Annotated in this window: 29 protein-coding genes; 24 read left to right on the forward strand and 5 right to left on the reverse strand. The window is 58.2% G+C overall.

The genetic code is table 11. The annotated features are described in order from the left end of the window. Nucleotides 1–25: 25 nt before the first annotated feature. The 3 genes from QSK07_RS11095 to QSK07_RS11105 all read right to left on the reverse strand — a co-directional run bounded on the left by QSK07_RS11095 (nt 26) and on the right by QSK07_RS11105 (nt 1,978). Nucleotides 26–286 carry a biofilm/acid-resistance regulator YmgB/AriR gene (locus QSK07_RS11095; RefSeq protein WP_285720692.1) on the reverse strand — a complete coding sequence of 87 codons (261 nt, stop codon included), beginning with the start codon at nt 284–286 and terminating at the stop codon, nt 26–28. 394 nt (nt 287–680) lie between these two features. Continuing rightward, entirely contained in the window at nt 681–1,088 is a 408-nt protein-coding gene (locus tag QSK07_RS11100; protein ID WP_098051002.1) for a DUF2000 domain-containing protein, read from the reverse strand. 41 nt (nt 1,089–1,129) lie between these two features. Further along, complete coding sequence (locus QSK07_RS11105; protein ID WP_098051001.1) at nt 1,130–1,978, reverse strand: AraC family transcriptional regulator; 849 nt, start codon at nt 1,976–1,978, stop codon at nt 1,130–1,132. Nucleotides 1,979–2,123: 145 nt separating this feature from the next. On the opposite strand from QSK07_RS11105, the gene QSK07_RS11110 reads away from it, so the two are divergent. The 23 genes from QSK07_RS11110 (at nt 2,124) to QSK07_RS11220 (ending at nt 21,521) form a co-directional block, all read left to right on the forward strand. Continuing rightward, nucleotides 2,124–2,555 (forward strand): MarR family winged helix-turn-helix transcriptional regulator, encoded by a 432-nt coding sequence (locus QSK07_RS11110; protein ID WP_013357394.1) that lies wholly within the window; start codon nt 2,124–2,126, stop codon nt 2,553–2,555. Between the two features lie 2 nt (nt 2,556–2,557). Continuing rightward, nucleotides 2,558–4,243, forward strand: coding sequence for an MFS transporter (locus QSK07_RS11115; RefSeq protein WP_285720691.1), 1,686 nt, complete (start codon nt 2,558–2,560; stop codon nt 4,241–4,243). Next, entirely contained in the window at nt 4,240–5,334 is a 1,095-nt protein-coding gene (locus QSK07_RS11120; RefSeq protein WP_285720690.1) for an HlyD family secretion protein, read from the forward strand. The genes QSK07_RS11115 and QSK07_RS11120 overlap by 4 nt, the downstream gene beginning before the upstream one ends. Continuing rightward, nucleotides 5,331–6,713 (forward strand): efflux transporter outer membrane subunit, encoded by a 1,383-nt coding sequence (locus QSK07_RS11125; RefSeq protein WP_285720689.1) that lies wholly within the window; start codon nt 5,331–5,333, stop codon nt 6,711–6,713. The genes QSK07_RS11120 and QSK07_RS11125 overlap by 4 nt, the downstream gene beginning before the upstream one ends. A gap of 269 nt (nt 6,714–6,982) precedes the next feature. Continuing rightward, the gene (locus tag QSK07_RS11130; protein WP_285720688.1) at nt 6,983–7,369 is read left to right on the forward strand and encodes a hypothetical protein; all 387 of its coding nucleotides are present in this window, start codon (nt 6,983–6,985) and stop codon (nt 7,367–7,369) included. 225 nt (nt 7,370–7,594) lie between these two features. Continuing rightward, nucleotides 7,595–8,326, forward strand: coding sequence for a beta-ketoacyl synthase chain length factor (locus QSK07_RS11135; protein WP_285720687.1), 732 nt, complete (start codon nt 7,595–7,597; stop codon nt 8,324–8,326). After that, complete coding sequence (locus QSK07_RS11140) at nt 8,319–9,119, forward strand: lysophospholipid acyltransferase family protein (protein ID WP_285720686.1); 801 nt, start codon at nt 8,319–8,321, stop codon at nt 9,117–9,119. Before QSK07_RS11135 ends, QSK07_RS11140 begins: the two co-directional genes overlap by 8 nt. Before the next feature lie 13 nt (nt 9,120–9,132). Continuing rightward, on the forward strand, nt 9,133–9,390 hold the full coding sequence (locus tag QSK07_RS11145; protein ID WP_098050994.1) for a phosphopantetheine-binding protein: 258 nt from the start codon (nt 9,133–9,135) through the stop codon (nt 9,388–9,390). A 16-nt stretch (nt 9,391–9,406) separates the two neighbouring features. Continuing rightward, entirely contained in the window at nt 9,407–9,661 is a 255-nt protein-coding gene (locus tag QSK07_RS11150) for an acyl carrier protein (protein WP_098050993.1), read from the forward strand. 6 nt (nt 9,662–9,667) lie between these two features. Then, nucleotides 9,668–10,231, forward strand: a complete 564-nt coding sequence (locus tag QSK07_RS11155) for a COG4648 family protein (protein WP_285720685.1) — start codon at nt 9,668–9,670, stop codon at nt 10,229–10,231. Next, nucleotides 10,228–11,541 (forward strand): AMP-binding protein, encoded by a 1,314-nt coding sequence (locus tag QSK07_RS11160; RefSeq protein ID WP_285720993.1) that lies wholly within the window; start codon nt 10,228–10,230, stop codon nt 11,539–11,541. The genes QSK07_RS11155 and QSK07_RS11160 overlap by 4 nt, the downstream gene beginning before the upstream one ends. Beyond that, entirely contained in the window at nt 11,528–11,875 is a 348-nt protein-coding gene (locus QSK07_RS11165; RefSeq protein WP_285720684.1) for a 3-hydroxyacyl-ACP dehydratase FabZ family protein, read from the forward strand. Before QSK07_RS11160 ends, QSK07_RS11165 begins: the two co-directional genes overlap by 14 nt. Continuing rightward, nucleotides 11,869–13,578 (forward strand): glycosyltransferase family 2 protein, encoded by a 1,710-nt coding sequence (locus QSK07_RS11170; protein WP_285720683.1) that lies wholly within the window; start codon nt 11,869–11,871, stop codon nt 13,576–13,578. The genes QSK07_RS11165 and QSK07_RS11170 overlap by 7 nt, the downstream gene beginning before the upstream one ends. Beyond that, nucleotides 13,571–13,984, forward strand: a complete 414-nt coding sequence (locus QSK07_RS11175; RefSeq protein ID WP_098050988.1) for an acyl-CoA thioesterase — start codon at nt 13,571–13,573, stop codon at nt 13,982–13,984. The genes QSK07_RS11170 and QSK07_RS11175 overlap by 8 nt, the downstream gene beginning before the upstream one ends. Beyond that, complete coding sequence (locus QSK07_RS11180; RefSeq protein WP_098050987.1) at nt 13,978–14,589, forward strand: outer membrane lipoprotein carrier protein LolA; 612 nt, start codon at nt 13,978–13,980, stop codon at nt 14,587–14,589. The genes QSK07_RS11175 and QSK07_RS11180 overlap by 7 nt, the downstream gene beginning before the upstream one ends. Further along, entirely contained in the window at nt 14,573–16,879 is a 2,307-nt protein-coding gene (locus QSK07_RS11185) for an MMPL family transporter (RefSeq protein ID WP_285720682.1), read from the forward strand. The genes QSK07_RS11180 and QSK07_RS11185 overlap by 17 nt, the downstream gene beginning before the upstream one ends. Continuing rightward, a complete protein-coding gene (locus tag QSK07_RS11190; protein WP_098050985.1) occupies nt 16,876–17,448 on the forward strand; it encodes a DUF3261 domain-containing protein in 573 nt (190 codons plus the stop codon). Before QSK07_RS11185 ends, QSK07_RS11190 begins: the two co-directional genes overlap by 4 nt. Beyond that, the gene (locus QSK07_RS11195; RefSeq protein ID WP_285720681.1) at nt 17,445–18,605 is read left to right on the forward strand and encodes a beta-ketoacyl-[acyl-carrier-protein] synthase family protein; all 1,161 of its coding nucleotides are present in this window, start codon (nt 17,445–17,447) and stop codon (nt 18,603–18,605) included. The genes QSK07_RS11190 and QSK07_RS11195 overlap by 4 nt, the downstream gene beginning before the upstream one ends. Next, complete coding sequence (locus QSK07_RS11200) at nt 18,595–19,071, forward strand: hotdog family protein (protein WP_098050983.1); 477 nt, start codon at nt 18,595–18,597, stop codon at nt 19,069–19,071. Before QSK07_RS11195 ends, QSK07_RS11200 begins: the two co-directional genes overlap by 11 nt. After that, on the forward strand, nt 19,068–19,799 hold the full coding sequence (locus QSK07_RS11205; RefSeq protein ID WP_285720680.1) for a 3-ketoacyl-ACP reductase FabG2: 732 nt from the start codon (nt 19,068–19,070) through the stop codon (nt 19,797–19,799). Before QSK07_RS11200 ends, QSK07_RS11205 begins: the two co-directional genes overlap by 4 nt. Then, the gene (locus tag QSK07_RS11210; protein WP_285720679.1) at nt 19,796–21,031 is read left to right on the forward strand and encodes a beta-ketoacyl-ACP synthase; all 1,236 of its coding nucleotides are present in this window, start codon (nt 19,796–19,798) and stop codon (nt 21,029–21,031) included. The genes QSK07_RS11205 and QSK07_RS11210 overlap by 4 nt, the downstream gene beginning before the upstream one ends. A 132-nt stretch (nt 21,032–21,163) precedes the next feature. Further along, entirely contained in the window at nt 21,164–21,307 is a 144-nt protein-coding gene (locus QSK07_RS11215; RefSeq protein ID WP_275219718.1) for a hypothetical protein, read from the forward strand. Between the two features lie 40 nt (nt 21,308–21,347). After that, nucleotides 21,348–21,521 carry a hypothetical protein gene (locus QSK07_RS11220; protein ID WP_275219717.1) on the forward strand — a complete coding sequence of 58 codons (174 nt, stop codon included), beginning with the start codon at nt 21,348–21,350 and terminating at the stop codon, nt 21,519–21,521. Here QSK07_RS11220 and QSK07_RS11225 read toward each other — a convergent pair. Then, nucleotides 21,509–22,672, reverse strand: coding sequence for a beta-glucosidase (locus QSK07_RS11225; RefSeq protein WP_285720678.1), 1,164 nt, complete (start codon nt 22,670–22,672; stop codon nt 21,509–21,511). The two genes, QSK07_RS11220 and QSK07_RS11225, sit on opposite strands and share 13 nt — an antisense overlap. Before the next feature lie 154 nt (nt 22,673–22,826). On the opposite strand from QSK07_RS11225, the gene QSK07_RS11230 reads away from it, so the two are divergent. Further along, nucleotides 22,827–24,287 carry a phospholipase D family protein gene (locus QSK07_RS11230; protein WP_285720677.1) on the forward strand — a complete coding sequence of 487 codons (1,461 nt, stop codon included), beginning with the start codon at nt 22,827–22,829 and terminating at the stop codon, nt 24,285–24,287. Between the two features lie 333 nt (nt 24,288–24,620). Here QSK07_RS11230 and mdoC read toward each other — a convergent pair whose 3' ends face one another. Next, a complete protein-coding gene (gene mdoC, locus QSK07_RS11235; RefSeq protein ID WP_285720676.1) occupies nt 24,621–25,763 on the reverse strand; it encodes a glucans biosynthesis protein MdoC in 1,143 nt (380 codons plus the stop codon). Nucleotides 25,764–25,849 lie beyond the last annotated feature (86 nt).

A 25,849-nucleotide genomic window follows, 5' to 3' on the forward strand; every position in this document is an offset into this window, starting at 1 on the left:
GGTGACTCCCTCCGTGGAGTCGCGATTACAGTGAAAAATCGTCCGGGGTTTTATGGACCACCAGGTCAAGCAGCTGCCGGTAGATGTCCAGCATCTCCCTGTCGCTTTCCAGTTCCAGCCGATGAATAAGCTTTGAGATAATGGCTTTATTATTCACTGGTATGCCTGATTGCAGAATTTCTGCAACAAGGATACCCAGCATTTCCATCTCGCTGGCTGGCTTATTGGCGGCAGGATTAAAATAATCAGCAATTTCCTGATTGGTCCGGGGAAGAATATGTTGCATGTGTAAGCCCTTCAGAACAGCCCGATTCCGGTTCGGATGTCAGGACAAAATCGATCAAAAAAGCCATCACATGGACAGATGCGATGGCAGCCAGCTGCAAAACTGAGCAGACAAAAAATAACCTCTGAAGGTGGAAATCCACTGACACCTTCAGAGGCGACGCAAATGCATCATTCGTTACAGAGTCGCATGACAACTCATGGCAGTAAACTTATACAATGAAAAGCAATCCGTACAATAGGATCCTTTGACAAAACGTGCTATTAATAACTTATCAGCAGCTTATAAGGATTAATCCGAACTCAAATCTGTACAAATAACCTATACAAACGCCGGGTTCGGCTGGCGAAATAGATGAGGAAAAGGAAACTGCCGCCTGCTTCCGGCTGAAAAACTAACTGAAAAGCGCCAGTTTTGCCGTCAGCTTACGCAGCGCTTTCTTATCGCCGACGATAGCCAGCCCCAGCAGACGCCACTGCTGACGTGGTTGTTGCCGCAGTACGTCACCCAGCGCCTGATAATCGGTGGTGCTTTGACCCGCTTCGGGAAACAGCACCAGATCGTAATCAGCCTGTTCGCCCAGTTCCCGCAAAACACTGAGCTCTTCGTCGGAGGCAGCCAGCACCGGAATGCCGGTAGTAATCAAACCGGGTGAGGGGTATTTCTCTGCATCCTCAAGTGTGTCACCCACCAGCATCGGATGGCGCTGTCCCAGGGTTAAGGCGATCACGGCGGCGGCGTTGGTAGCTTTGCCTGGCGGCAGAGCGGCATTGAGTATCATCACACATCGTTTGTCCTGCATTGCGCTTCTCCTGACGAAAAAAACGCATTGTGGCAAGTGGCTCAGCCCGGGTCTGGAAGATTTGTGCAGGCGTGCTGATAACGGGCGGGAGAGAGCTGGCAGGCGCGCTTAAACCAGCGGCCCAGATGACTCTGATCGGCGAAACCCAGCGCAGCGGCCACATCGGCGACAGGCTGGCCCTGCGCCAGCTGGCGTCGTGCCTGGCTCAGTCGCCATTGCACCAGCCAGGCGTGGGGCGGCAAACCCCAGTGAATCTGAAACAGGCGCGACAGACGGAAGCGATCTGTCTGCAGATGCTGCGCCATCTGCGCCAGGCCGGGATTATCCGCATGATGGGCAATCAGCCAGTCACGTGCCTGCAGCGCCAGCCGGGCATCTCCGTCTGTGGGCTGCGCGGGCAGAGACCACTGCTGGTGCGGGCTAAGCTGACTCAGCATCCGATCCATCGCTGCCTCTTTGATGATGGCGGGATGGTTGTGCCACAGTGCATCAAATGCGTGCCAGACGGCATACGCCAGCGGGCGGTCATCGCGCAACGTGGCGGCAAACCGCAGCTCACGCGGTGAGGGTCCATCAGCCTGCTCAGAGGCGCGGTGGCGGGCAATCTGCTGTGGCGAAAGATAGAGCATCCGATAGGTAAAACCGCTGTCGTTGATGGCATCACCATCATGCAGCTCCTCCGGCTCAAGCATAAATACCGTTCCGGGACGACTCTGATGCTGTTTGCGTCGCGAATGAAACTGCTGTACACCTTGCTCGGTCACGCCAATCAGATAACTGTCGTGCCAGTGTGGGTCATAGGCGTGGCCGGTAAAATGGGCGCGCAGGGCCTCAATACCACTGACGGCGTCGCGACGCAGATCGACCCAGTTTGCTGATGCCTGTTTCATGTTATCCGGCTCCCGGTTACGGCCTCTGGACATTCTGACGTGATCCACTAATTTTTAACAGACCGGACGCTTTTCAATCGTGTTTCGCTTTGCGTATAATAACGCTTCCACTCAATTAGATATCTTACTATTAGGCTGCTAACATTTGTCTCAGCATACCCGTACCTTTACCCATTTACTGCATCTGACCGCCCACGCCTGGCGGCTGGCGGTGGATCGTCACCTCAAAGATAGCGGCTTAAGCATGAGCAGCTGGATGGCCATCGGGCTGATTGCCAGTGAACCGCAACGCATGACTCAGACCGAACTGGCGCAGCTGCTGGGACTGGAAGATGCCAGCATGGTGCCGCTGGTGGATCGGCTGGTCAAACAGTCACTGCTGACGCGGGTACAGCCGCCGGAAGATCGCCGTAAACGTCACCTGGTGCTGACCGAAAAGGGCAACGAAGCGTTCGCTAAAGTGAAAACCGAAGCTGATGCACTCCGTACTGAAATGCTGGCCGATATCGATCCGCAGGATCTGGCCGTCACCGAGCGTGTACTGCAACAACTGCTGAGCCGCATGGGAAGTATGTAGCAGTGGCAAAGCGAAATCCCTACGCTGCACGCGAGTGGTTGCCGCATGAAAAACCAATGCTGCCGGGTTCACCCTCGACCCCGCTGCATCCGATGCCAAAACGCCTGGCGTTTGGCCTGATCGGCTTACTGATCTCGCTGACTGGCGCGCTGAGTAATGCGCTGGTTACGGCGAACCTGGTTAATCTGCAGGGCACCTTTGGGGCCTGGTCGAATGAAATTGCCTGGCTGCCTGCGGTCTACGTGATGGGCAATATCTCCATTAACCTGCTGCTGGTGAAGTTCCGTCAGCAGTTTGGTCTGCGTGTCTTTACCGAAGCGTTTCTGGTGCTCTATGTGCTGGTGGCGTTCTTTCATCTGTTCGCCAACGATTTAAGCTCGGCGATTGTTGTGCGCACGGCCCACGGCATGGTGGCTGCGGCGCTCAGCTCGCTGGGTATCTACTATCAGGTACAGGCCTGGCCTGCGAAACACAGGCTGAAAGCGCTGGTGATAGGGCTGACGGCCTCGCAACTGGCTATCCCGCTGGCCCGCTTATTCTCGTCGGAATTACTGCAGCTCAATGAGTGGCGCGGTCTTTATCTGTTTGAACTCGGTCTGGCGCTGATTGCGCTCGGTGGAGTCCTGCTGGTGAAACTGCCTCCGGGCGATCGCATCAAAACGTTTGAGAAGATGGACTTCGTCACCTTTATCCTGCTGGCGCCTGGCATGGCGCTGTTGTGCGGTGTACTGACGCTGGGCCGTATTGAGTGGTGGTTTACCACGCCCTGGCTCGGTATCTGTACCGCGATTGCCCTGACGCTGATTGTCGCGGCCATCGTCATTGAACATAACCGGCGCAACCCGCTGATTAATACCCGCTGGCTCAGTAGCGGCATGATGGTGCGGCTGGGCATTGTGATGATCATGATCCGTATTGTGCTGGCGGAACAGAACACCGGTGCGGTTGGCTTTCTGCAGCAAATCGGCCTGCAGAACGATCAGATGCGCGGTCTGGCATTGGCGATCATGGCCGGGGTTATCGTGGGCATCGCTGCCAGTGCGCTGACCATCAAGCCTGCGCATCTTAACTGGCCGATTGTCGCGTCGCTGGTGGTGATGATTATCGCCTCGCTGATGGATGCGCAATCCAGTCCACTGACTCGTGGACCCGAGATGTATTTCAGCCAGTTTCTGCTGGGTTTCAGCAGCGCATTTTTCATGGCACCTGCCATGCTGATGGGCATTGGCAGCGTGGTCACGCAGCCGAAAAATCTGGTGAGCTTTGTGGTGCTGTTTGGCATGAGTCAGAACCTGGGCGGGCTGATCGGCTCGGCGATTCTGGGCACGTTTCAGGTCTGGCGGGAAAAATATCACTCCAGCCTGTTGGGCGATCAGCTCTCACTACTCGATCCCAACGTTACCGAGCGGCTCAGCCAGTACAATGCGCTGTTTAATTCTCTGGTGGGTGACGACGTTCTGCGCGGCGCGCAGAGCACCAGCCAGTTACAGACGGTTGCCACGCTGCAGGCCAACGTGCTCGCTTATAACGACACCTACCTGTTAACTGCCGCGCTGGCCCTGGTCACGCTGATGTGGGTGATCTGGCGTTTAACCCGACGTCGCTATCTTGACTGGCGTCAGGCGCAATTTAACCTGCGCGAGCAGCAACAGCTGGCCGCGTTACAGGAATCAACGGAGAAACAATGAGTCAGCAGGATGAGCTTCAGGCGGCGGAACGCGAGCGCGCCAATCGCCGCCGTATTCTTTCTATTGCCGCAGGCAGCGGCATTGTGGTGATTGGCGTACTGGTTATTCTCTACGCCTGGCAACTCTGGCCCTTCACCAGCGCCATACAAAGTACCGAAAACGCCTATGTGCGCGGTCAGGTAACCTTTATCAGTCCGCAGGTTAATGGCTATCTCACTTCGGTAGAGGTGATTGACCTGCAGCCGGTGAAAAAAGGGCAGCTGCTGATGACGATTGACGACCGTATCTATCGCCAGCGGGTGCATCAGGCGCAGGCGCAGCTGGCGATGAAGCAGGCTGCACTCAACAATAATCTGCAGCAGCGGCGCAGCGCAGAAGCGACGATTCAGAGCAATAAAGCGGCGCTGGAGAATGCCAAAGCTCAGGCGCTGAAAAGCGGCTTTGATCTGAAGCGCGTTGAAAATCTTACGGCGGATGGATCGCTGTCGGTGCGCGAGCGTGACGCGGCGCGTGCCGCCAATGCACAGGCCCAGGCACAGGTGCGTCAGGCGGCGGCGCAGATCGCTGTCGCCGGGCAGAATCTGCAAACCGTCATCGTTAACCGTGATGCGCTGGAAGGCGATGTCGGGAGCGCCCGCGCTGCGCTGGAACTGGCAGAGATCGATCTGGCGAATACCCGCATTACCGCGCCCGACGATGGCCAGCTTGGTCAGCTATCGGTGCGCACCGGTGCCTATGTCACGGCCGGCACGCGCCTGACCTCGGTGGTCCCCAATCACAAATGGATCATCGCGAACCTGAAAGAGACCCAGCTGGCCAATATTCGTCCCGGCCTGCCGGTGACCATTCGGGTCGATGCGCTGGATGGCAGACGCTTTAACGGGCAGGTGGAATTTATCTCGCCGGCCGCAGGCTCAGAGTTCAGCGCCATTTCGCCTGATAACGCTACCGGCAACTTCGTTAAAATCGCACAGCGTATTCCGGTTCGCATCCGCATCAACGATCAGGATATGCAGCAGCTGCGTCCGGGTATGTCGGTCGAAGTGAATATCGATACCGCCGCCCAGCCCGCTGCTGAGGGCGCACCATGAGGGTTCGCTTACTGATCGGTGTGATGGCCCTGCTGCTGACAGGTTGTGCCACCCAGGTTGAAAAGGCACCGGCCTCTCTGCCGATCCCCGACGGGTGGCGTAATAATGTCGGTCCTTCTGCCGCACCGGAGGCAGCGTGGTGGCGCGCGTTTCATGATGAATATCTCAACCGGCTGGTGACGCAGGCGCTGCGCAATAATCCCGATATTCTCACGGCACGATCCCGGGTTGATCAGTATCGCGCTCAGCTGCGCGCCACGCAGGGCGATAACTTTCCAACGCTGAACGCCGGGGTGGCTGCGACCCGCGAGCGCACGCTCTCGTCAGTGACGGGACAGCCGTATGAAACCGATGTTTTCCAGGGCTTATTACAGGCGAACTATGAGGTCGATCTCTGGGGGGCACGCAGCAGTAGCATTTCGGCCGCACAGGCGACATTAGCGGCGCAGCAGGCCGCCGCGTCTGCGGCCGAGCTGACCATCGCCAGTTCGGTGGCGTCAGGATATCTTAACCTCTGCGCACTGGATGAACAGCTGCGGGTGACGGAGGCGACACTGGTGACCCGCAACAATTCCCTGAAGCTGGCACAGCGTCAGTTTGAAACCGGCTACACCTCCAGACTGGAGTGGATGCAGGCCGCCTCGGAATATCAGTCAGCCAGAGCACAAATGCCGCAGCTGCAACATCAGATCACCCAGCAGGAGAATGCGCTGAGTATTCTGGTGGGCATGAATCCGCGCAGCATTGCCCGTCGTCAGCAGTTCGACCAGATTTTACCGCAGCATATGCCGTCACTGCTGCCCTCAGAGCTGCTCAATCGCCGTCCGGACATTGTGCAGGCACAGCGTCAGTTACTGGCCGCAGATGCGAGCCTGGCATCGTCGCGGGCGAAACTATTGCCGGGCCTGAACCTCACCGCCACCGGCACCCTGCAGAGTTCGGTGCTGCATCAACTGGCGGATGACCCGTTCCGGCTGTGGAGCGTAGGTGGCAGCATCCTCGCACCGCTGCTGAACCGCGAAGCACTGACGACGCAGGTGGATGTCTCCATGGCGACGCGCAATCAGGCACTTTATGGCTATGAAAAAGTGGTGCGCAACGCCTTCTCGGAGGTCAGCGATGCCATTGATGCCATCAGACGGGGTGAGGAACAACTCCAGGAGTTGCAAAAGCAGGAAGCCTATGTAACGGAGGCGCTGCGCATTGCCCGCAATCGCTATCAGAACGGATACGCTTCTTATCTGGATGAACTGGATGCCCAGCGAACCCTGTTTTCAACCCAGCTCAATCGGGTGACGGTTAAAAATAATCTGCTGCTGGCGCAGATCGGCCTCTACCGCGCGCTGGGTGGTGGCTGGACTGCCGATTCTACACCGTAGTTGCCCTGGCCGATCCAGCCGCAGTCAGGGTTTTACAGGCGGGGTCGGGCCTGCTCACTGTCGCGACGACTGCGCACTTTGCGCCGTTTTAATCCTCCAAATATGCACTAAAAACCTGTGCATACTTCTGCTTACCTGTCTTTACATTCGATGGTATCATGCGCGGGTTTTAAACCAGCTAGCCGGAAAAAAGCACATAAAGTTAAAACAGTGCCAGGCAAAACATCCGTTTAAATCACTGATATGTATAATAAAAGAAGGGATTCATCATGAATAAAAAAACTATTTTCACACTGGTAATCGTTGCTGCGTTATTAACCGGCTGTGCACGTACTGCGCCGATTCATAATGTGAATCAGAGCCTCTCGCAACGCTACAGCGACAACCAGATGAAAATGGCCATTATCGAGGCGGGCATTGGCCGGAAATGGGTGATGACACCGGTTTCCCCTGGCGTTATCAATGGCCGGCTGGCCCAGCGTGATTTCGTAGCAAACATTCGCATCTCTTACTCCAGCCAGAACTACCGCATCGATTATGTCAGCAGTGAAAACCTGAAAGCGGGACAGGGCGAGATCCACAATAACTACAATCGCTGGATTGCTAATCTCGATCAGGATATCCAGTTACGACTGTCAGCCCTGGCCGCTCAGTAATGTGCACGAGGCTGCAATGATCTGTTGGCAGAGGTTCTGAGCATAAAGATTCCCGGCAACCTGCCGACAAATCAGATGACCCGCTATTGCTGAACCGCAGAATAAACCTCTACCGTGAAGGCCTGATGCGGGGTCGGCAGAGGCTTTCAGTCAGCCACGCTTTTACACAAGCGGGGACGACCCGATGAACGCCGACTCCACACCGATGACAAAAAGAGTGTAGAGATGAAACTCGCTTACTCACTGGTCGACTGGCAGGCTCTGGCTCCGGGATTACATGAGCGCGAGAACTGGCTAGACTGGGCACAAAAGGGCATGGCTATCGACCCGACAGAGGTGATGGCGAAGCCGCAATTTTTACCGATGATGACAGCACGTCGTCTGAGCGGCGGCAGTCGTGCGGCAGTTGAGTGCGGGCTGGCGCTGCTGGCACGTCAGCAGGTTGACGCGATTGTGTTTACCAGTCGTCACGGTGAACTGGAGCGTAATCTGCGTATCCTCACCACCCTGGCGGATCAGCAGGCAATGTCTCCCACGGATTTTGCCATGTCGGTTCACAATTCGGCGGTTGGCAGCCTGACCATTGCGGCAAAAGCGCCGCTGGTCTCCACCTCTATTGCGGCTGGCACCGACTCTTTTCAGCAGGGATTGATTGAAGTCAGCGCTTTGCATCAGGCGGGTTATCAGCAGGTACTGCTGGTCGATTTCGACGGCATCGTGCCAGATTATTATCTGCCGTGGCTGTCGGAACAGCGCGTAAATGTCCCCTATGCAGTGGCGCTGCTGCTGCGCACGGGCAAAGAGCTGCATTGTACAGGCCGCGCCGGAAAAGAGGAGAACGCAGAACCGCGGTTGCCGCAGAGCCTGCATTTTCTTCAGCATTGGCTGGCGGAATCGACCACCTTCAGCCTGGCAGGCGAACGCCTGACATGGTACTGGGAGAGAAATCATGGCTGATTGTTCACAACCGGCGCTGTTAACGGGCAGTCGTTTTAACTACTGCTGGCGGCTGGTGATGACGGCGTTAAGTTTTACGCTGTTTGGCCTTGGCGGGCTGCTGCTGTCACTGATTGGCTTCAATCTGCTGCTGCTGGTTCAGCATGATTCGCTGCGCCGCCGTCAACTGGCCCGACGCGCTATCGCCTTCAGCTTTCGCTGTTTTCTGCGGTTCTGCCGGATGACAGGCGTCTATGACTACCGCATTGAAGGGGCAGAGCAGCTGCTGCAGGATCGCGGATGCCTGATTGTCGCCAATCATCCGTCACTGATCGACTACGTGATGATCGCCTCGGTGCTGCCGGAAATGGATTGTCTGGTTAAGGCCGATCTGCAAAAGAACCCCTTTATGCGGGGGGTGATCCGTGCCGCCGACTATCTGATTAACAGTGAAGCGGAGTCGCTGCTGCCGGACAGTCAGCAGCGACTGGCGCGCGGCGACAATATCCTGATTTTTCCGGAAGGCACCCGCACCCGCTATGGTCAGCCGCTGACCCTGCAGCGCGGGGCCGCCAATATCGCGGTACGCGCCGGATGCGATCTGCGAGTGATTCACATCACCTGCAGCCAGCGTATGCTCGATAAGCAGAGCCGCTGGTATCAGATTCCGCCGGTCAAACCGCTGTTTATCGTACGCGTACAGGCGCGAATCGACAGTGAGTCGTTTTGTGAAAGCAATCCCGACGCGCAGCCGTTGGCGGCGCGTCGCCTGACCCGCCATTTAGAGAAGGCGCTGGTCCCCCAGAACAGGTAAGACAAAAACCGGTATGGATTCATTAATTAACGATATCAAACAGATGATTATCGACACGCTGAACCTTGAAGACCTTAGTCCCGATGAGATAGAGACCGATGCGGCGCTGTTTGGCGACGGACTGGGACTGGACTCCATTGATGCACTGGAACTTGGCCTGGCAGTGAAAAATCGCTATAGCGTGGCACTTTCTGCGGAGAGTGAAACCCTGCGTGCCCACTTCTTCTCTGTTGCGACGCTGGCAGCGTTCGTCAACCAACAGCGCGGCTGAAAGCGGAGACAACCTTATGATGAACAAACAAGAGATTTATCAGGAAGTGGCTTCGCTGCTTACCAGCTTGTTCGAAATTGCCCCTGAGGATATCCATCCTGAGGCACGGCTGTATGAAGATCTGGAACTCGACAGCATTGATGCCGTCGATATGGTGGTCCACCTGCAAAAACGTACCGGCCGTAAAATTAAGCCGGAAACCTTCCGCGCGGTGCGTACCGTGCAGGATGTAGTGGATGCCGTAGAACAACTGATGCGCGAAGACGCGTGATCCCCTGTGCCTGCTGCCACTCTTCGTCTGTTCAATCTGCTTACGCTGCTGGCCTGGCCACTGCTGGTCTGGCTGGCACTGACTCAGCCTCACTGGCAGGGACTGTTCTGGCTGCTGGCGCTGCTGTTTAGTCTGCGCTGGCTGCAGCTGCGTCGTCAGCAGAATGCTATGGGCGCGGTCATGGGCTGGCTGGCGCTACTCGGCGCGCTGCTTTGTGTCAGCAGCCAGCTGTTACGCGCTCAGCATCTGCTGCTGTGGTATCCGGTGGCGGTTAATCTGACGATGCTGCTGGTGTTTGGCGCATCGCTCCGGAGCGCAATGCCGCTCGCAGAACGCATCGCCCGGTTGCGCGAGCCTGAGCTGCCTGCTGCTGCCGTGTCTTATACCCGCCGCGTCACCCAGGTCTGGTGCCTGTTTTTCATCGGCAACGGCAGCATGGCGCTGTTTACCTGTCTGAATGGCGATCTGCGGCTCTGGACGCTGTGGAACGGCGGCATTAGCTATCTGCTCATTGCCGCGCTGATGGGGACTGAATGGCTGATTCGTCAGCGCGTGAGGCGGAAAGCATGAGGGTGGCTGACTGGCTGACAGGAGACGAGCGCGAGGTCGCCTGGCGCGGCGATCAACCGCTGATGCTCAGTACGATGCGTCGTCAGGTACTGGCACTTAGCCAGCGCTTAACAGCACAGCCAGGAAGATACTGGGCGCTCTGTTTTGATGACAGTTACCGGTTTTGTGTGGCGCTACTGGCATGCTGGTACGCCGGTAAAACGCCGGTGATGCCGGGACACAGCCGTGTCGCGCTGCTGGATGAAATGCAACTGGATGGTGTACTCGGTGACATGCCGCTGGCGGTCAGCCTTCCGCTGCTGATAGGCGACGACGCAGAAGTCCGGGGGCCGCTGCCGCCATTGCCCGTGTCTTCAGCGCTGGTGCTCTTCACCTCGGGATCCACTGGTTCACCGCGTCAGGTGGTGAAGTCGCTGATGGTGATGGAGCAGGAGAGCCAGTGGTTGCGCAACCTGTGGGGCGAGCAGTTGCGAGGGTGCCGGTTCATCGCTTCGGTCAGCCATCAGCATCTCTACGGTTTATCGTTCCGGATTTTTTTGCCGATGATGCTCAGGCTGCCGTTTTCCGCCCAGCCGCTGTTTTATGGTGAACAGCTGGCTCAGCTTCCGCACGACTGCCGCTATGCCTTTATCAGCAGCCCGGCCTTTTTATCGCGGCTGGACAGCGCGCTTGTCGCGCCCGCCTGTGAACTGATTGTCTCTGCCGGTGGCGCACTGCGCGGTGTCGATGCGGAACGGGTGTGGCAGCGCTTTGGCTGTGCTGTCAGTGAGATCTATGGCAGCACCGAAACCGGTACTCTGGCCTGGCGTCAGTGTGATCGAACCAACGCGCCGTGGCGTTGCTTCCCGGCAATCAGGCTGGAGCAGGTGACGCCCGAACGCTGGCAGGTCTGGTCGCCACTCATTGCGTGTGAGTGCGGCCTTCCGCTTGACGATCGGTTGAATATGCAGCCGGACGGCGGATTTCAGCTGGCAGGACGTCACGATCGTATCGTAAAAATCGGTGATAAGCGCATCTCGTTAAGTGAAGTGGAGCGCCGTCTGACCGACCTGCCGGAGATAGACGATGCTGCGGCGCTGGTGATCACGCGTCATGAGCGTCAGGCGATTGGCGTCGTGTTGTCGCTAAACAGCACGCTGGACGAAGCAGCACTGCATCAGCGCAGACAGCAATGGAAGCGCCAGCTGCAGCGCTGGCTGGAACCGCTGGCGATGCCGCGCTACTGGCGTGTTGTCGCCACCATTCCGACCACCACACAAAGTAAACGCGCCTGGCCGCAAATAGAGGAACTTTTCCATGTTGCCGATTGAACGCAGCCGGGAGCTGCAGGCGGACAGCGTGACGCTGACCCTGAAGATTGAAGCCGGACTGTTCTGGTTCCAGGGCCACTTTCCGGAGCTACCGATTTTGCCCGGAGTGGCTCAACTCGACTGGGTGATGCACTACGGGGTATCACTACTTGCGACCGGTAAACAGTTTGCCGCTATTGAAAACATCAAATTTCAGCAGCCGGTGCCACCCGACTCGCTGTTACAACTGCGTATTGAATGGGATGCTGAGAAATCGCGTCTGAGTTTCCGTTACAGCCTGTTTAATGGCGACGACGAGCAGAGTGCCAGCAACGGGAAGATCGCGCTGTGTTAAGCGCCACGTTCTCGCCCTGCGTGGTGATCCCCTGTTACAACCACGGCGCAATGATGGCGTCAGTGATGGCGCGACTGGCCCCCTTTAATCTGCCGGTGATCGTGGTGGATGACGGCAGTGATGCAGCCACCCAGCTTCAGCTGGCGACGCTGCGCGCTCCGCAGCTCAGCCTGCTACGGCTCGACAGTAATCAGGGCAAAGGCGCGGCAGTGATCTACGGCCTGCGGGCCGCGGCGGCACGAGGTTTCACCCATGCGGTGCAACTCGATGCGGACGGCCAGCATCAGGTGGAAGATCTGCTGCTGATGCTGGCGGAAGCGGCGCACTATCCCGAGGCGCTGATCTCCGGTCAGCCGCGCTATGACGATTCGGTCCCCAAATCCCGTCTTTACGGCCGCTACATCACGCATTTCTGGGTCTGGATTGAAACGCTGTCGCTGTCCATCCGCGACAGCATGTGCGGTTTCCGGGTCTATCCGCTGACCGCAACGTTAGCGCTGTGCGACCGCCGGGCTATCGGGCAGCGCATGGATTTCGACACCGAGATCATGGTGCGGCTCTACTGGCAGGGCACCCGCAGTCGCTTTATCCCGACCTGCGTCACCTATCCCGCCAGCGGACTGTCGCACTTCGATGCGCTCTATGACAACCTGCGTATCTCCTGGATGCACACCCGGCTCTTTTTCGGCATGCTGCCGCGCATTCCCCGTCTGCTGGCGATGCGCAAACCGCCAGCGCACTGGTCTGTGGAAACGGAGCGGCGCGGGCAGTGGGGATTACGCTTTATGCTGGCGGTCTATCGCTATGGCGGTCGGTTGCCTTTCACGCTGCTGCTCTGGCCGGTCGTGGCGGTTTACTGGCTGAGCGGTCAGCGCGCACGCACTGCCTCCCGACAGTGGCTGGCGCAGGTGAAAACCGCCGCGCAGCAGCGCCAGATTGCATTACCCCCCCGGCTGAACAGCTACCGCCATTTCCTGCGCTTCGCCGGGGCAATGCTGGATAAAGTTGCCAGCTGGCGCGGCGATCTGCGCTGGGGGCGGGATATCGATTTTGCGCCAGGTGCGGAAGCGGTGATCCGTGCGCCTGCACCGCAGGGCAAACTGATTCTCGCGTCTCATCTTGGCGACATTGAAGCCTGTCGCGCCATGGCGCAGCAGGTCAGCGGACTGGTGATTAACGCGCTGGTATTTACCGACAACGCCCGGCGTTTTCGGGCAGTACTGGAAACCATCGCTCCACAGGCGGGTGTCAATCTGATGCCGGTCAGCGATATCGGGCCGGAGACGGCTATCCTGCTGCAACAGAAGCTGGATGCGGGCGAATGGGTAGCGATTGTCGGCGATCGTACTGCAGTGAATCCACAGCGCGGCGGCGAGCGTCGGGTAATCTGGAGCGACTTTCTGGGCCGCCCTGCGCCGTTTCCTCAGGGCCCCTTTGTGCTGGCGGCCGCATTGCGCTGTCCGGTGCTGTTGATGTTCGCGCTGCAGCAACAGGGTAAACTGCGTATCCACTGTGAGCCATTTGCCGATCCGCTGCTGCTGCCACGAGCGCAACGTCAGCAGGCGCTGCAACAGGCAGTCGATCGCTACGCGGAACGGCTGGCCCATTATGCGCTGCTGGCACCGCTCGACTGGTTCAACTTTTTCGATTTCTGGACGCTGCCTGATCAACTGGCGCACCACAAGGAGTCTGACCATGACTGAACATCATGCCGAAGTCGTGCTGACCGTTTCATTCCACGACTGCGACCCGATGGGCGTGGTCTGGCACGGGAACTATTTCCGGTTTTTCGAAGTGGCGCGCGAAGCCCTGCTGCGCAGCATTAATTACAGCTATGCTGAAATGGCCGCCAGCGGCTACGTCTGGCCCGTGGTCGATACCCGGGTGAAATATCGTCAGCCGCTGCGCTGCGAAGAGACAATTCGGGTCAGCGCGCGGATTACGGAATATGAGAACCGCCTGCGCATTGACTATGAAGTGCGTAACGCTGCCGATCAGATCACCACCAAAGCGCATACCCTGCAGGTAGCGGTGGAGCAGGAGAGTCAGGCGTTATGCTTTGTGTCGCCCGACATTTTACTGGAACGCTTAGGAGTGAAAGGATGCTGAAAATTGTGCTTACCAGCCTGCTGCTGTGGGCCAGTGCCGCCAGCGCGGTTACGCTGGACCAGCTGCAGCACCGTTTTGCCAGTCAGCCAGTGATCCGGGCAGACTTCACCCAGACGCGCACCATTTCAGGCATGCATCAACCGCTTGTGTCGCATGGCCAGATACTGATCGCTCGCGAACAGGGATTGTGGTGGCACCAGCAGACGCCGTTTGTGATGACCCTGCTGCTGGATGATAAACGAATGGTGCAGAGCCTCAGCGGCCAGAAGCCTCAGGTGATCACCGCTGACAGTAATCCGCAGATGTTCCAGTTCAACCATCTGCTGCGGGCGCTATTCCAGGCCGATCAGAAGGTGCTGAATGAGAACTTCAGCGTGGCCTTTAGCGATCGCGGCAATGGCGCCTGGACGCTGGATCTGACGCCTAAAGTCGCGCCGCTCAACAAAATATTTAACCGTATCTCGCTGGCGGGAAATGCTTTACTCGACAGCATTAATCTGGACGATAAGCAGGGCGATAAGACGCAGATTCAGCTCAGCAACACCCGTATTGAACCGCCGCAGTTAAGCGACGAGGAGCAGGCGCGTTTTGCCGGGCCGGAATGACCGTCTGCTGGCTCTGGTGTGGCTGGCGCTCTGCCTGCTGCTGGCCGCCGCGCTCGCCTTCTTGCTGCCGCGCAGCCAGCTCAATAGCAGCGTGCTGGCGCTGCTGCCGCAACAGAATCTGGGCGCGGCACCGCCTGCGCTGCAGCAGGGCTTTATGCAGCGGCTGGATCGCCAGATGGTGTGGCTGGTTTCACCCGGTGAGCGGGACGATCCCCAGGTCGCCGCCTGGTGGCTGGCTCAGCTGCGCGCGCTGCCTGACCTGAAACAGGTGCAGGGCGGTCTCGATGCGCAGCAGCAGCAGCAGTGGGGCCGTTTTGCCTGGCAACACCGTAACGGCCTGATTGATGAGGCGACGCGCAGCCGGTTGCAGAACGGCGGCGGGGCGCAGGCGGACTGGTTACTGGCACAGCTGTTTTCGGCCTTCTCAGGCGTCAGCAGCAAAGAGTTGCAGGGCGATCCTTTGATGCTGGTGCGCGGTTCACAGCTGGCGCTGGCGCAAAACGCCGGGCGCATGACGCTGCATGATGGCTGGCTGACCGTAAAAGATGAACAGGATCGCACCTGGTATTTTCTGCATGGCGAACTGGCGAATAACGCCTTTAGCATGCAGCAAAGTCATGCGCTGGTGACCCGGCTCAGCGCACTGGAGCAGCAGCTTAAAAGCCGCTGGCCGCAGGCGAAGCTGCTGACGCGGGGCACGGTGCTGTTCAGCGACAACGCCAGCCAGCGGGCGCAGCATGATGTTAAAACGCTGGGCAGTGTGACGCTGGGTGGGGTCGTACTACTGGTGCTGCTGGTCTTCCGCTCGCTGCGTCCGCTGCTGCTGACGGTGACTTCTGTGGCGATCGGCGCAATGGCGGGCACGGTGATGACGCTGCTTTGCTTCGGTGAACTGCATCTTATGACGCTGGTGATGAGCCTGAGCATCGTGGGCATCTCGGCGGATTACACACTCTATTATCTTACCGAGCGCATGGTGCATGGCGATCAGCAGACGCCCTGGCAGAGCCTGCGTAAAGTCCGCGGCACGCTGCTGCTGGCGCTCGCGACCACCGCCATCGCCTGGCTGCTGATGCTGCTGGCGCCGTTTCCGGGGCTGCGTCAGCTGGCCGTGTTTGCCGCCAGCGGCTTAACCGCCTCCTGCCTGACGGTCATTCTGATTTATCCGTATCTGGTTCGGGGATTACCTGTGCGCCCGGTGCCGCTGATGGTGCCGCTGATGCGCTGGCTGGCTGCCTGGCGTCGCCAGCGTGCGCTGCGCGTCGGATTACCGGTAGCGATGGCAATCTTCGCGCTGGCGGGTATTGCCCAGCTCAGGGTAGATGATGACATCGCGCATCTGCAGAGTGCCCCTGCACAGCTGCTGGAGCAGGATCGCCAGCTGGCAGGGCTGACAGGCCAGCGCGCCGATCAGACCTGGTTTGTGGTCTGGGGCGATAACGCGCAGCAGACGCTGCAGCGGCTGGAAAAACTGGCACCGGATCTGCAAAAGGCGCAGCAGCAGGGCTGGCTGCAACATTATCGTCTGCTTCCGCTCTCGTCGCTGGCACAGCAACAGCAGGATCTGCAGCGGTTGAAGCAGGCTGCCCCGACGATTACAACCCGCCTGCAGCAGGCGGGAATTACGCTCGCTGCGCCCGCTCTGACGCCGATGCCGGTGACGCCAGAGGCCTGGCTGGCGAGTCCACTGAGTGAAGGCTGGCGTCTGCTCTGGCTGACGCTGCCAGACGGGCAGAGCGGCGTATTGATCCCCACCAGCGGCGTAAAAAACAGTGCCGCACTCGCGGCGCTGGCAACGCAGCATGCGGGCGTCAGCTGGATCGACCGCAAAGCGAGTTATGATTCGCTGTTCAGCTTCTGGCGCACCCTCCTTAGCGGCTTACTGGCGCTGGCGCTGCTGCTGATTACCCTGAGTTTTGTCGCGCGGCTGGGATTAAAGGCGGGCTTACGCAGCGCGCTGCCGTCGCTGCTGTCGCTGGCGATAGCGCTGGCAACACTGGGCTGGATCGGTGCATCGCTCAACCTGTTTGCGCTGCTGGCGCTGATTCTGGTGCTGGGCATCGGCATTAACTACACGCTATTTTTCAGCAACCCGCAGGGTACGCCGCTGACCTCGTTGCTGGCGGTGTCGCTGGCGATGATCACCACGTTACTGACGCTGGGAATGCTGGTTTTCAGCAGCACCAGCGCGATTGCCAGTTTTGGCACCGTATTATGCAGCGGTATCTTCAGCGCTTTCCTGCTGTCGCCGCTGGCAATGCGACCTACCCGATCAAGGAGTAAACGATGATCCGCGCCGCCTTTATTCTGCTGTCGGCTCTGCTGCTCAGCGCCTGTGCCGGGTCTGCACCCGATAGCAGCCGTCCCACCGCCTGGCTGAAACCGGGCGTGAAGGTGACGCTGCCACCGCCGGGTATCCGTCCCGCTTTCCAGCAACAGCAGTTGCTGACCGGACAGGTAAAAGGCCAGAGTCAGTCACTGCTGGTGCTGCTCAGCGCCGATGAACAGCAAATCGATCTGGCCGGGCTCTCCTCGGTGGGCATCCGCCTGTTCAGCCTGCGCTATGATGCCAGCGGCATTCACACTCAACAGCTGATGCCGTTGCCGCAGATGCCGCCCGCCAGTCAGGTGCTGGCCGACATCATGCTCAGCTACTGGCCGCTGGCGGTGTGGCAAAAACAGCTGCCGCCAGGCTGGATGCTGCAGGATGAGGGGTTAACGCGACGCCTCATCGATGCCGATAACAAGGTGGTGACCGAAATTGATTATCTGCAACGCGGTAATCAGCGCCAGCCGATCAGCATTCAGCAGCATGCCTTTGGCTATCAGATCCGCATTCAACATCTGGACGCCTCATGATTTACATCTCTGACACCGGCATGCTGAATGCCCTGGGTAATGACAAGCAGCAGATCGCGGCGAACCTGAAAAAAGGTGAGGCACCCGGTATGCAGCGGCATCACGGCTGGCTGAGCGGTGACCGCGCCTGCTGGCTCGGCAGGGTCGAAGGCGAGCTGCCACCCATTCCTGCAGCCCTGAGCGCGCACAACACCCGCAATAACCAGCTGCTGCTGGCTGCGCTGGCGCAGATTCGTCCGGCCCTCGACGCGGCGATTACCTGCTATGGTGCCGGCCGAGTGGCGATTGTACTGGGCACCAGCACCTCGGGCGTGGATGAGGGCGATCAGCAGGTTTGCGGCAGCCAGCCCGATTATCACTATCAGATGCAGGAGCTGGGCGATCCCTCACGTTTTCTGGCTCACTACCTGCAGCTGGAGGGTCCGGCCTATACCATCTCCACCGCCTGCTCCTCCAGCGCCCGCGCCATCATCAGTGGTGAGCGGCTGATTGCGGCGGGGCTGGCGGATGTTGCGCTGGTGGGCGGGGCGGACTCGCTAAGCCGAATGCCGATTAACGGCTTCGACAGTCTGGAGTCGCTCTCTCAGCGTCGCTGCGCGCCGTTCAGCCGCGATCGTGACGGCATCTCGATTGGCGAAGGGGCTGCGCTGATGCTGCTGACGCGCGAGCCGCAGCCGCTGGCGCTGCTAGGTTCGGGCGAATCTTCTGACGCCTGGCATATGTCCGCGCCCCATCCGCAGGGTGAGGGCGCTGAACGCGCAATGCGGATGGCACTTCAACAGGCGAATCTGTTGCCGCAGCAGGTAGGCTATATCAATCTGCACGGCACAGCGACGCCGCTGAACGACCAGATGGAAGCGGCTGTCATTGCGCGTCTGTCTGGCAATGCGGTGCCGTGCAGTTCGACCAAACATCTGACCGGCCATACGCTCGGCGCAGCCGGCGTGTGCGAAGCCGCACTCAGCGTGCTGATTCTGCAAAACAATTTGCCGCTGCCCGCCCAGGATTTCAGTGAGGCGCTGCAGGATGAGACGCTGCCGGATTGCGGATTACTGTTACAGCCGCAGGCGCTGCAACGGCCGGTCATCGCCTCTAATTCATTCGCTTTTGGCGGTAACAACACCTGTCTGATTCTGGGACACCTTGATGGATATTAATTCTCCCGCGGCACTCTGGCTGCCGCATGCTGCGCCGATGCTGCTGCTTGATCAGCTGATAGCTGTTGATGAAGACCACGTTCACTGCCAGGTATCGACCTGCACCGGTGGTGTACTTGCTCCGTTTCTGACGCCACAGGGGGAACTGCCTGCCTGGTTTGGCGTCGAGATGATGGCGCAGACCGTGGGGGTCTGGTCGGGCTGGCATGCAAAGCAGGGCGGCGCAACCCTGATCCCGCCCGGTATGCTGCTGGGCGGACGCGGCTGGCGGGCAGAGCAGCCGCGCTTTCCCGCCAATGTGATGCTGGATATACGGATGACGCTGCTAATGCGCGACGACCGCATGGGCAGCTTTGAGGGCGACATTCGTTATGGCACGCAACGGCTCGCCAGCGGTCGTCTGAACACCTATCAACCCAATGAAAAAGAGTTACAGCAATTAATGTCACAAGGAAATCAGCCATGACAGATTCGGTATTAGTGACGGGCGCCAGTAAAGGTATCGGCCGCGCGATTGCGCTGCGTCTTGCCCAGGATGGCTATCAGGTTATCGTGCATTTTAACCGCGATCGCGCAGGCGCTGAGCAGTGCCTGCAGCAGATTGAAACCGCAGGCGGCAGCGGCCGGGTGCTGGGATTTGATGTGGCTGACCGGGCGGCAACCCGCGCGGCGCTGGAGGCGGATATTGAGCAATACGGTGCCTATTATGGTGTGGTGAGCAATGCCGGTATCAGCCGTGATGCAGCCTTTCCCGCGCTGACGGATCAGGAGTGGGACAGCGTTATCCATACGAATCTCGACAGCTTTTATAACGTGATTCAGCCCTGCGTGATGCCGATGATCGGTCTGCGACGCGGTGGCCGCATTATCACGCTCTCTTCGGTATCCGGGATGATGGGCAATCGCGGCCAGGTGAACTACAGCGCAGCAAAGGCCGGCATTATCGGTGCCACTAAGGCGCTGGCGATTGAACTCGCTAAGCGCAAAATCACTGTTAACTGCATTGCGCCAGGCTTAATCGATACCGGCATGGAAGGGCTGGAGCCGCAGGTGATTGAGGAAGCGATGAAGATCGTACCGATGAAGCGTATGGGCGCAGCTGAAGAGGTTGCCGGGCTGGCGAGCTATCTGATGTCCGATATCGCTGGTTACGTAACCCGTCAGGTGATTTCGATTAATGGAGGCATGTTGTGATCCAGCGGGTCGTTGTAACCGGCATGGGCGGTGTAACCGCTTTTGGCGAGTCCTGGGCTGAGATCTCGGCACGCATCCGGGCTGGCCGTAATGCGGTGCGTTTTATGCCGGAGTGGCAGGTTTATGACGGGCTGCATACTCTGCTGGGCGCGCCAGTGGATAACTTTGAACTGCCTGCACACTACACCCGCAAGCGCATACGCTCCATGGGCCGTGTTTCGCTGCTGGCAACGCGCGCGACCGAGCTGGCACTGACTCAGGCGGACCTGATTGATCATCCGGTGCTGACCAGCGGAGAAACGGGTATCGCCTATGGTTCGTCGACCGGCAGCACCGGGCCGGTCAGTGAGTTCGCCACCATGCTGACCGAAAAGCACACCAACAATATTACCGGCACCACCTATGTGCAGATGATGCCGCACACCGCTGCAGTTAATGCCGGGCTGTTTTTCGGTCTGCGCGGCCGGGTGATCCCGACCTCCAGCGCCTGTACCTCTGGCAGCCAGGCAATTGGCTATGCCTGGGAAGCGATTCGTCACGGCTATCAGACGGTGATGGTGGCGGGGGGAGCCGAAGAGCTTTGTCCGTCGGAAGCCGCAGTGTTCGATACGCTGTTTGCCACCAGCCAGCGTAACGACGCGCCCCACACCACGCCCGCGCCTTTTGATCAGCAGCGCGACGGTCTGGTGATTGGTGAAGGCGCCGGCACGTTGATCCTGGAGTCGCTGGACCATGCCCTGGCGCGCGGTGCTACCATTTATGCGGAGCTCACCGGTTTCCATACCAACTGCGACGCGGCTCATATCACGCAGCCGCAGCGGGAAACCATGCAGATTTGCATCGAGCGGGCATTACAGATCGCAGGTATTACGGCGTCAGAAGTGGGCTACGTGAATGCGCACGGCACGGCCACTGAGCGGGGTGATATGGCCGAAAGCCTGGCGACGGCGGCGGTGTTTGGCGAAATGACGCCGATCTCCTCACTGAAATCCTATTTTGGTCATACGCTGGGTGCCTGTGGGGCGCTGGAAGCCTGGATGAGTATTGAGATGATGCGCGAAGGGTGGTTTGCGCCAACCCTTAACCTGACACAACCCGCCGCCGAAGGTGGTCAGCTGGATTACATTATGGGTGAGCCGCGAGAGCTGGAGACCGACTATATCCAGAGCAACAATTTTGCCTTTGGCGGAATTAATACCTCATTAATCTTCAGACGCTGGCGCGGCGTCTGATTTCAGGCCCGTGCTGTACTGGCACGGGCCGGTTTATTTTTCAGACGAAAAAACCAGACGATAATCAGCCTTTGATTTACACTGTCACCCACCGCATCACTGCTGGCTACCCCTATTTTTCACAGGATAGTTATGTCTTTGCCCTTGCCGCCCGACGATCACGATGAGCCGATTCGCCAGTCACTTGACGATGCGCACTTTGCGATAGTGGTGCTTGTGGTGACCTCGGTAACGCTTATAATCTTTGTGCTGATGATTACGCTCTGGATGAGCTGACGCAGACAGGGGATCCAACGGACTGCATAAGGAGAAGGCGATGGACTCCGGAGATGATAAATTAATCGCAATTATCGGTTTACTGGCTGCCTGCCTTATCGGGGTGACCTTCCTGTTTACCATGGTCTGGCTCACTGACGTTCGTCACCCTGCCGACCCCACGCTCGACGTTCAGTCCTGTCACCCCAAAAAGTCACCGCCTCAGCCTGTCTGATTCCGCGTCGCAAACTTAATCTGCTGACTGCGCAACACCAGCGCTAACGCCTCATGCAGGTTTCGGTTGCCATTGGGATCGGCCAATCCCAGCAGCGGACCTGGCGAACGCCGGTCATCGGCCCAGGCGGGATATTCCACCACCGGATAGAGCGATATTCCCTCCACCGCAATGCCCTGATCCAGCGCCACCGCCACATTTTCACTGATCTCCTGTAGCCAGGGCGCACGTGCATCACCTTCTGCGCCGGTTTCGGCAATCAGCATCGGACGCCGGAAGCGCTGCCAGCACTGCTCCAGCAGAATATGCAGCGGCTCGCGCACCGGATCCTCCTGTGACATCGGCTGATTGGGGAAAAACCAGTGGTTGTCGGGATAGTAGTTCAGACCGAGGATATCCAGGCAATCTTCACTGCCGCCTAACTCCTTATCAACGCGACCGGCCAGCATATCCCAGGCTTCAAACTGCGCCTGGTGATGCGCATCGGCATAAGGCTTGCTGTCCGGGTTATCAGGATGATGGGCAATCTGAACCAGCGGGTCGGTCAGCACAAAGCGTGCCTCCGGATAGACGTCGCGAATCGCATGAATCGCCGCCAGCGAGGCACGGACCAGCTGGCGCTTCAGCTCTTTACCACGCTGTGCGGCATGGGGATTAAACCAGGCGACATCCGCACCAGCCCACGACCAGAATGAGATTTGATTCACCGGCGTAAAGAAGGGGCGCTCAATGCCCTGGTCGCGCATCAGTTGCGCCATCGCGCGGGCGAACCGGCTAAAATGATCAACAAATTCGGCTTTCCAGATATTAAGATGATCGGGATAACCAAAGTGCGCCAGCTCCCAGATGAGTTCCATCTGCTGGCGTCGTGCGGCGTCAACCATGGGCAGAAAGCTCTGCCAGTCATACTGACCGGGAATCTTTTCAATCAGATGCCAGCGCGCACCGTCGCGGGCGGTGAGCAGATGCTGCACAGCCAGCGCGGCATAATCTTTTTCCAGCAGCATATCGTGTCCGCTGCTGATCACCATATCCAGACGTTTCCCTGGCGTACGGCAGGCGGTGGAGCAGGGGAAGCTGCCCTGGAAAAAGCTGCGAAACAGGCTGGGATGGTAGCGCTGGCGGGCATCTGTAAGGGATTGATGAGACATATTCCTCTCCTGCCGGACAAATGCCGGTCACAGATCGTCCGGTTAAGTCTAGACTAAAAACGCCCGTGACCACTCACTCAATCGGAGCAGAGGTATGGCGTCAGACGCCAGGCCGGGGAATAATAAAAATAACTGCATTTTACAGGGAATTTTCATGACCGAAGCGTTTGAGCTCTCGCAGCCATCAGAACAGACCAGCTGGCTGGAAACACGGCTGGAGCCTCAGTGTCAGCGCCATCCAGGGCTGAGCGGTGTCCATCAGCTGAGCGACGGGCTGGATGCCTTTGCTGCCCGCTATCTGCTGATGCAGAAAGCGGAGCGTTCACTCGATATTCAGTATTACATCTGGCAAAACGATCTATCGGGTCGGCTGCTATTCAGCGCTGTACTTGAGGCAGCGCGGCGCGGCGTGAAGGTACGGCTGTTGCTGGATGACAATAATACGCCGGGCCTGGACGATACACTGGCCCAGCTTAATCGCCATTCTAATATTGAGGTCCGGCTGTTTAACCCATTCTCGTTTCGTACCCTGCGAGCGCTTGGCTATCTCACCGATTTTGCCCGCCTGAACCGCCGCATGCACAACAAAAGCTTTACAGTGGATGGCGTGACGACGGTGGTCGGCGGGCGTAATATCGGCGACGAATATTTCGGCACCGGTAATGAACCGCTGTTTGCTGATCTTGATGTGATGGCGATTGGCCCGGTGGTGAAAGAGGTTGCAGAGGATTTTGAGCGCTACTGGCACAGCAAGCCGGTGTCCCCGCTGCAGAAGGTGCTGGATGACGAGGCGCCGGAAGAGGACAGTGTGAGTCTGCCAGCAGAATGGCGTCACAGTGAACCGGTACAGCGCTACCTGCAGCGGCTGGAAAATTCATCGCTGCTGCAGGAGCTGGAAGAGGGGAGGCTGGCGCTGACCTGGGCAAAAGCGCGCCTGCTGAGTGACGATCCGCGTAAAGGGCTGGGTAAAGCGCGCGCCAGAAGCCTGCTGCCGCAGCGGATGCTGGAGGTGATTGGCACGCCACAACAACAGTTCGACATCATATCGGCCTACTTTGTGCCAACCCGCGCAGGCATCGCCCAGCTGCTGGCGCTGAAGCGCAAAGGGGTAAAAATTGCCATTCTGACCAACTCGCTGGCGGCCAACGATGTGTCGATTGTTCATGCCGGTTACGCTAAATGGCGCAAAAAGCTGCTGCGCCACGGCATTGCGCTTTATGAGCTAAAACCGCAGGCGGGCGTCCCTGAAGCCCCGCACGACCGGGGATTAACCGGTAACTCTGGCTCCAGCCTGCATGCCAAAACCTTTTCGGTAGACCAAAAAACGTTGTTCATCGGCTCGTTTAACTTCGATCCCCGTTCAGCGGTGCTGAATACCGAGATGGGACTGGTTATAGAGAGTACGGCGCTGGCCGGAGAAACGCATCAGCGTTTTAGCCAGTCGATGCGCGATCGGGCATGGACACTGCGGCTGGATAAATGGGGACGGGTAAACTGGCTGGAGTATCCGGATGAGCCGCAGCAGATTGTGCATAAGCACGAGCCGGGCTGCTCCTGGTGGCAACGGCTGCAGGTGCGGTTAGTGTGGCGACTGCCGATTGAGTGGTTGCTGTAAGCTGGACTCTTCACCACAGTCGGCTCCCAACCCACAGATTTCTCACTACAGATGACTCCCCGACGTAAAGCGATGGGAGCCAGTGCCCCTAGCAAAGCATCACGCCGCCCGGATAAAAACGCCGGGAGCGTTTTTGAACAACGCAACGCGTCGGCCCGGTTACGGGCGCACCTCAGGGATGAAGTGGGTAATCGCCCGCGCTGAGCTTGCCATGGATGGCATCTTTTGCGTCTTTGAAGAGGGCACTGGCTCCCTGAGCCTGCTCGCTGGACTCAAGGCGATGAGGGCGTAGTCCCATCGCTTTGAGTTGTTAACTGTACTCAGGCATTACCATCAATTCCCTTGTCCGGCCGGTTTGCGCTCAAACTTCCCGGAAAACAGGAACCGCAGTAACGGGATGCGCAGATGAATCTCATACAGCAGAAACGCAATACCAAACACCATCAACAGGCCAATGAAGAAGCCCAGCGTGTTGTTTTCGATGCGCGGCGTGACATAAATACCATACAGCAGCGTCAGCGGATGGTGCACCAGGTAGATAAACAGCGATGCATTGACCAGATACATGATGCGCGGTGAATGCGCGTTCAGCAGTTTGTGACCAAAGCAGAAGCAGACGTTCAGCATGCAAAGTCCCATCAGGGTCGTAATGATCGCATCCAGCTCATATAACCAGCCATCGCCGCTGCTCAGACGCTGATTGGTACAGTAAGCGACAAACATCAACACCGCGCCAATCCACATCACCGGATTAAACCGCACAAACAGCTGCTTCAGCGGTGGATGCTTCCATGCCAGCGCCCCGAGCATGAAGAAAGGCAGATAGAAAAGTGTCTGCATCACGATGATACTGAACAGACCATCCATCAGCCAGTCGGGCTGGAACAGAAACACCAGACGGCGAAACACGCACCAGACCAGCGCCCACACCAGCATGCCAGCGGTCAGTGCACCCCAGCCAACCCGCGAGTAATCAATGGTGCGATGTTGATCGCGCAACCAGCGGAACGTCACCATGCCCAGCGTAGTCAGCATCACCAGCACCACCAGGAACCACAAGTGTGAAATCAGCTCCCACATCAGGTTATTAAACTTCTGATACGGCGTGAAACGAGACCAGTCAGTCAGTTTATCTGTCCACGCTTTCAGCATGAAAAATTGCGGCAGCGTGAGCAGTGGAACGGCGGTGAGAAGCGGTATCCCTACGCGTTCCAGACGCACCTTCAGGAAACGGCGTGGCTGATAGCGCAGATACAGCATGTAGGAGAAATAGCCCGAGATGACAAAAAAGACCTGCATACGAAACGCATGAATAAAATCATTCAGCAGCGTCAGCCATAACGAGGCCTCCTGGCTATTTACTGCCCATTTCTGTGCTGAATAGATGAGGGAAACATGAAACGGCACCCCCAGTAACATCAGATACGCGCGGATGGAGTCGAGGAAGTATTCACGTTCAGGTTTTTCAGTACTCATAAAGTTCCAGTTCGTTAGTACGTTTGGCCAGTTTCACCCTGAAACCGGATTATGCTCGGGCAAAATTCTACCTGGGATAAACCGGG

The organism is Pantoea sp. QMID4 (genome assembly GCF_030270445.1).
Lineage (GTDB): Bacteria > Pseudomonadota > Gammaproteobacteria > Enterobacterales > Enterobacteriaceae > Pantoea > Pantoea vagans.